6 protein-coding genes are annotated in these 5,910 nt (G+C 71.0%); 4 read left to right on the top strand and 2 right to left on the bottom strand.

The window, feature by feature from the left end:
- Nucleotides 1-523, bottom strand: a 523-nt coding sequence (locus tag N4P33_RS31540; RefSeq protein ID WP_260830368.1) for a shikimate dehydrogenase, incomplete at its 3' end; no start/stop codon positions are given.
- A gap of 143 nt (nt 524-666) precedes the next feature.
- Between N4P33_RS31540 and N4P33_RS31535 the strand changes: the two genes are divergently transcribed.
- The 3 genes from N4P33_RS31535 to N4P33_RS31525 all read left to right on the top strand — a co-directional run bounded on the left by N4P33_RS31535 (nt 667) and on the right by N4P33_RS31525 (nt 4,267).
- Nucleotides 667-1,332 carry a TetR/AcrR family transcriptional regulator gene (locus tag N4P33_RS31535; protein ID WP_260830367.1) on the top strand — a complete coding sequence of 222 codons (666 nt, stop codon included), beginning with the start codon at nt 667-669 and terminating at the stop codon, nt 1,330-1,332.
- Nucleotides 1,333-1,534: 202 nt separating this feature from the next.
- A complete protein-coding gene (locus N4P33_RS31530) occupies nt 1,535-2,893 on the top strand; it encodes an MFS transporter (protein ID WP_260830366.1) in 1,359 nt (452 codons plus the stop codon).
- A 147-nt stretch (nt 2,894-3,040) separates the two neighbouring features.
- Nucleotides 3,041-4,267: a serine hydrolase gene (locus N4P33_RS31525; RefSeq protein WP_260830365.1), complete on the top strand. Its 1,227-nt coding sequence runs from the start codon at nt 3,041-3,043 to the stop codon at nt 4,265-4,267.
- A 60-nt stretch (nt 4,268-4,327) separates the two neighbouring features.
- Here the strand turns inward: N4P33_RS31525 and ribA are convergent, their stop codons facing one another.
- Complete coding sequence (gene ribA, locus N4P33_RS31520) at nt 4,328-4,987, bottom strand: GTP cyclohydrolase II (protein WP_260830364.1); 660 nt, start codon at nt 4,985-4,987, stop codon at nt 4,328-4,330.
- 41 nt (nt 4,988-5,028) lie between these two features.
- Here ribA and N4P33_RS31515 point away from each other — a divergent pair, with 41 nt between their 5' ends.
- The gene (locus N4P33_RS31515) at nt 5,029-5,868 is read left to right on the top strand and encodes a creatininase family protein (protein ID WP_260830363.1); all 840 of its coding nucleotides are present in this window, start codon (nt 5,029-5,031) and stop codon (nt 5,866-5,868) included.
- The last annotated feature ends 42 nt before the right edge of the window (nt 5,869-5,910 follow it).

Here is a 5,910-nt window from a genome sequence, read left to right as displayed (position 1 = left end):
GGTTCAGGGACGCGGCGAGGTCGGCGGCCCGCTCGGGCACGGCGTCCACGACGGTGACCCGTTCCGCGCCGAGGGTGAGCGTGGCGTGGGCGACGGCCGCCCCGGCGCCGCCCGCGCCGAGTTGCACCACGCGCTGCAGGGGCGCGTCGGGCAGTCCGCGGGCGAAGGAGGCGGCGAAGCCGGTGACGTCGGTGTTGTGGCCGACGGCCCGGCGTCCTCCGTCCTCGAAGACGATGGTGTTGACGGCGCCGAGTGCTTCGGCCTGCGGGTCGAGGGCGTCCAGGTGCTCGACGACGAGCCGCTTGCACGGGTGCGTGATGTTGAGCCCGTCGAAGCCGAGCAGCCGGGCGGCGCGCAGCAGTTCGCCCACCGACTCGGGCGGCAGGCCGAGGGTGTCGAGGTCGAGGAGCCGGTACAGCAGGCGCAGCCCCTGCCGGTCCGCCTCCCGCTGGTGCAGCGCGGGGCTGAGCGACGGGCCGATGCCGGCGCCGATCAGCCCGACGAGATACGAGTCCTTGAGCACCGCGGACCTCCAGGGACGGGCAGCTAATGTACGAACCAGTACGTTAGCTATATCAGCCGAGGGCCGGCATCGGAAGCCCCGACCGCCCGGGAAGACGCTGCTTCTACAATCACCGGCACCGGCCCCTCGCCCGAAGGAACTCCATGACCAGCGTCGAAGAACCCGCGCGGCCCGGCGAGCGCATCCGTGACGCCGCCCGCACCAGGGCCGAGATCCTCGACGTGGCCACGCAGGAGTTCGCGCGGGCGGGCTACGACGGGGCCCGCGTCGACGAGATCGCCGCCCGCACCCGCACCACGAAGCGGATGATCTACTACTACTTCGGCGGCAAGGAGCAGCTGTTCACGGCCGTGCTGGAGCGGGCGTACGGCGTGATCCGCGAGGCCGAGCAGCAGCTGGACGTGGACCATCTGGACCCGGTGGCCGCCATCCGCCGGCTCGCGGAGCTGACGTTCGACCACCATGAGCGCCACCCGGACTTCATCCGGCTGGTCAGCATCGAGAACATCCACGGCGCCCAGCACATCGCCGCCTCCGAGAAGCTCGGCCGGATGGGCTCGCCCGCGCTGGACGTGATCGGCCGGATCCTGGCGGCCGGGCGGGAGTCGGGCCTGTTCACGGCGGACGTGGACGCCGTCGACCTGCACGCGATGATCAGCTCGTTCTGCTTCTTCCGGGTGTCCAACCGGCACACCTTCGGCGCCCTGTTCGGCCGCGACCTGGTGGACCCGGCGCAGCGCGAGCACTACCGGGCGATGCTGGGCGACATGGTGATCGCGTATCTGACGGCGGAGCGCACGGCGGACTGACCGACCCGCCCGCCTCGTCGTCGACATCGGGACGACGCGAACCCTTGACATGACGAACGGTCGAGCGCAGCATCCCTACCCAGCCGCTACTAACTATCCAGTGGGTTAATTAGTGCCCCCGCTTCGGTCGCACGTCTCCGATGCACGTCTCTCCCCTCCGCTCGTCCTCCGCTTACCGTGGAGCCCCCCGAAGGAGCCCGCCGTGTCCGTCCCCGCCCCGCCCCGCGACGCCTCGCCGCCCGGACAGCCGAAGAAGGCCGCGACCGCCGCCTGGATCGGCAGCGCACTCGAGTACTACGACTTCTTCATCTACGGCAGCGCCGCCGCGCTGATCTTCCCCGACGTGTTCTTCGACGAGTCCGACCCGGCCACGGCGACCCTGTTGTCGCTGGCCACGTTCGGTGTCGCCTACGCGGCCCGGCCGCTCGGCGCGTTCTTCCTCGGGCACGTCGGCGACCGGCTCGGCCGGAAGAAGATCATGGTCTTCACGCTGATGCTGATGGGCCTGTCGACCTTCCTGATCGGGTGTCTGCCCACGCGCGACCAGGTCGGCACGCTCGCCCCGGTGCTGCTGGTGCTGTGCCGCGTGCTGCAGGGCATCTCGGCCGCCGGTGAGCAGGCCAGCGCCAACTCGATGACGCTGGAACACGCCCCACCGGACCGGCGCGGCTTCTTCACCAGCTTCACCCTCAGCGGCACCCAGGGCGGGCAGCTGCTGGCCACCCTGGTGTTCCTCCCGGTGGCCGCGCTGCCCGAGGAGCAACTGCTGTCCTGGGGCTGGCGGGTGCCGTTCTGGCTCAGTGTCGCGGTCGCCGTCGTCGGGTACGTCATCCGCCGCAAGCTGGACGAGACGCCGGCGTTCGAGCAGCAGACGGCCACCGAGGGCGTGGTGAAGCTGCCGCTGGTGGTGCTGATGCGCGAGCACTGGGCGGACGTTCTGCGGGTCGTCGCGGGCGCCCTGATCGCCTCGGTGAGCACGATCTTCACGGTGTGGGCGCTGGCGTACGCGACCAGCGACTCGGTCGGCATGTCCCGCTCGTCGATGCTGTGGGTGGGCGCGCTCGCCAACGTCGTGGCGCTGGCCGCGATCCCGCTGTGGGCGGCCCTGTCCGACCGGATCGGCCGCCGCCCGGTCTTCCTGGCCGGCGCCGTCGGCAGCGCGGTGACGATGTTCCTGTACCTGTGGGCGATCTCCACCGGGAACTACGCCCTGACCCTGCTCCTCGGCATCATCGCCTTCGGTGTCGTCTACAGCGCCGCGAACGGTGTGTGGCCGTCCTTCTACGGCGAGATGTTCCCCACCCGGGTCCGGCTGTCGGGCGTGGCGATCGGCACCCAGATCGGCTTCGCCGTCGCCGGTTTCGCGGTCACCTTCGCCGCGCAGATCGCCGGGCCGGGCGGGGACGACTGGAGCGCGGTGGCCCTGTTCACGGCGGCCCTGTGCCTGCCGCCCGTCGTCGCCGCGCTCACGGCCCGCGAGACCCACACCGTCGCGACGGAGCACCTGGGCGAGCGCCCGGAGCGGACGGAGAGCACCCAGCCGGAGAAGGTCACGGCCTGAACCGTCCCTGAGCGCGCCCGCCCCCGGATCCTTCCGGGGGCGGGTACGCGTTCGCTTCGGGGCCGGCCGGGGGCCGGTGCGCGTTCCCCTCGGTCGTCTGCGGGGTAGTCCGGACTCATCCTCGGTGCATGTGATCGGAGGAGAGCCATGGGAGTCCTGCGGCGTGAGGTCGAGCCGGGTGAGGTGGGGCTGGATCCGGGTGCGCTGGAGCGGCTGGACCGGTACGCCGTGCGGCAGGTGGACGAGGGGCGCATGCCCGGGTTCCTGGTGGCCGTCGCACGGGGCGGGCGGGTCGCGCATCTGACGACGTACGGCCTGCGGGACGTCGCGGCCGGTCTGCCCGTGGAGAGCGACACGCTGTGGCGGATCTACTCCATGACCAAGCCGGTGACGTCCGTGGGCGTGCTGATGCTGATGGAGGAGGGCCGGCTGAACCTGGACGATCCGGTCGAGCGGTATCTGCCCGCCTTCGCCGAGCCGCGCGTGTACGAGAGCGGCAGCGGGGACGCCCGGACCCGCCCCGCCGCCGGTCCGATCCTGATCCGGCATCTCATGACGCACACGGCGGGTCTGACGTTCGGCTTCTATCACGCGCACCCCGTCGACGCGCTCTACCGTGCGGCCGGTCTGGAGTCGTCGGTGCCGGCGGGCGCCGGTCTCGCCGAGACGATCGACGTGTACGCGCGCCTGCCGCTGCAGTTCGATCCGGGGACGCAGTGGAACTACTCGGTCGCCTCGAACGTCCTGGGCCGCGTCATCGAGGTGGTGTCCGGGCAGCCGCTCGACGCCTACCTGGCCGAGCGGGTGTTCCGGCCGCTGGGGATGACGGACGCCGGCTTCGAGGTCTCCGACGCGCAGGCGCCGCGCCTCGCCGAGATGTACGGGGAGAGGGAGGACGGCGGCATCGAGCCCATCCCCGGGCTGCCGTTGCGCGGACGACCGCGCTTCCTGTCCGGCAGCGGCGGCCTGGTGGCCTCGGCTCACGACTGGCACCGCTTCATGGAACTGCTGCGCCGGCGCGGCGAGCTCGACGGCGTGCGGCTGCTCGCCCCCGAGACGGTCGGCCTGATGACCCGCAACCATCTCCCCGGCGGCGCCGATCTGCGGGCCTTCGGCAGCCGCCCCGCGCACGACGCACCCGGCAACGACGGTGTCGGCTTCGGCCTCGGCGTCTCCGTCGTCGTCGACCCGTCCCGGACGCAGGCACCGTCGGGTCCCGGCACGTACGGGTGGAGCGGCGTGGCCACGACCACGTTCTGGGTCGACCCGGGCCGCGACCTGACCGTGCAGTTCTGCACGCAGGTGCGGCCCACGTCCTCCCACACCGTGTTCGGGGACCTCAGACGGCTGGTGCACGAGGCGGTGACCGGCTGAGGGCGGCGCGCGGTGGGCGTTCAGGCGGGTGCGACCGGCTGAGGCCGCCGCCCGCCCGCGTCAGGACAGGTGCGCGACCGCGTCCAGGTGGGGCAGGTGGTGGTCGAGGCGTTCCCGCTTGGTGCGCAGGTAGGTGATGTTGTTCTCGCACGGCGGGATCAGCAGCGGCACCTGCTCGGCGACCTGGATGCCGTGCCGCACCAACGCGTCCCGTTTGCGCGGGTTGTTGGACATCAGCCGCACCGACCGCACACCCAGGTCCTGCAGGATCCCGGCGGCGACCCCGTAGTCGCGGGCGTCCACCGGCAGGCCGAGGGCCAGGTTCGCCTCCACCGTGTCCAGCCCTTCCGCCTGCAGGGCCATGGCCCGCAGCTTGGCGAGCAGGCCGATGCCCCGGCCCTCGTGCCCTCTCAAGTAGACGACCACGCCCGCCCCTTCGGCGACGACCGCGCGCAGCGCGGAAGCCAGCTGGTCACCGCACTCGCAGTGCTGGGAGCCGAACGCGTCGCCGGTGAGGCACTCCGAGTGCAACCGGGTGAGGACGTTCTCCGCGCCGATGTCTCCGTGAACCAGCGCCACTTGCTCGTCCCCGCGGTCGTGGTCCAGGTAGCCGATCGCCTGGAATTTCCCGTACACGGTGGGCAGCGGCGCATTCACGACGCGTTCCACACCGGTCCGCTGCGGAGCCTTCTTGGCGAGGACGCCTATGTTTTCTGTCATGATTCTCGAGTTCCTAAGCAGAGACGAAAGGCCGTGAGGACATGAGTGGTTCACAAAAGCGGTCGGCGGCACACGGCCCGGTGCACGGTCTGTTGCCGGCGGACACTACGGATGATGTACGGACGAGGGGCGCCGGCGTCTCACGCCAGGTCGCCGTCCTTCCGGTCGGGAGTTTCGAGCAGCACGGTCCGTATCTGCCGCTGGCCACCGACACACTGGTGGCCTGTGCGATCGCGCGGGAGATCGCGGACATGTATCCGGTGCACCTCCTGCCTCCGGTGACCATCTCCTGCTCGCACGAGCACGCGGCCTGGCCCGGGACCGTCTCCATCTCCTCCGTGACCCTTCACGCGGTGATACGGGACATCGCCGACTCGCTGCGCCGGTCGGGCGTGGACGCCCTGGTGCTGGTCAACGGGCACGGCGGAAACTACGTACTCGGCAACGTCGTTCAGGAGTCCTCCGCGCGCGGCGAGCGGATGGCGCTGTTCCCCGCCCCGGAGGACTGGGAGGAGGCGCGGGCGCGGGCGGGCGTGGCCAGCTCGCTGCTCACCGACATGCACGCGGGGGAAATCGAGGCCTCCGTCCTTCTGCACACACATCCCGAATTGCTCCGACCCGGTTATGAGACCTCCGATTTCATCGCGGACGACCGACGCCGGCTCCTCACCCTCGGTATGTCCGCCTATACCGATTCCGGTGTCATCGGCCGCCCTTCACTGGGCTCGGCGGAAAAGGGTAAGGCACTACTGGCGAGTCTGGCGGATTCCTTCGGTGCGTATTTCTCTTTGCTGACGGGTGGAGTTGACGCCGACGGGGCGGAATCCGGTGGGGACGGGGCTACGGGCCCCTCCGGCAACGAGGGTGAGGCGCGGGCGTAGCCGACGGCGAGCGCGGGACGCGGTGAGCCCGGCGGGTGAGCC

This window comes from Streptomyces sp. 15-116A (genome assembly GCF_025290915.1).
In the GTDB taxonomy this organism is placed as follows: Bacteria; Actinomycetota; Actinomycetes; order Streptomycetales; family Streptomycetaceae; genus Streptomyces.
This window is presented reverse-complemented; position numbering and strand designations above follow the sequence as displayed.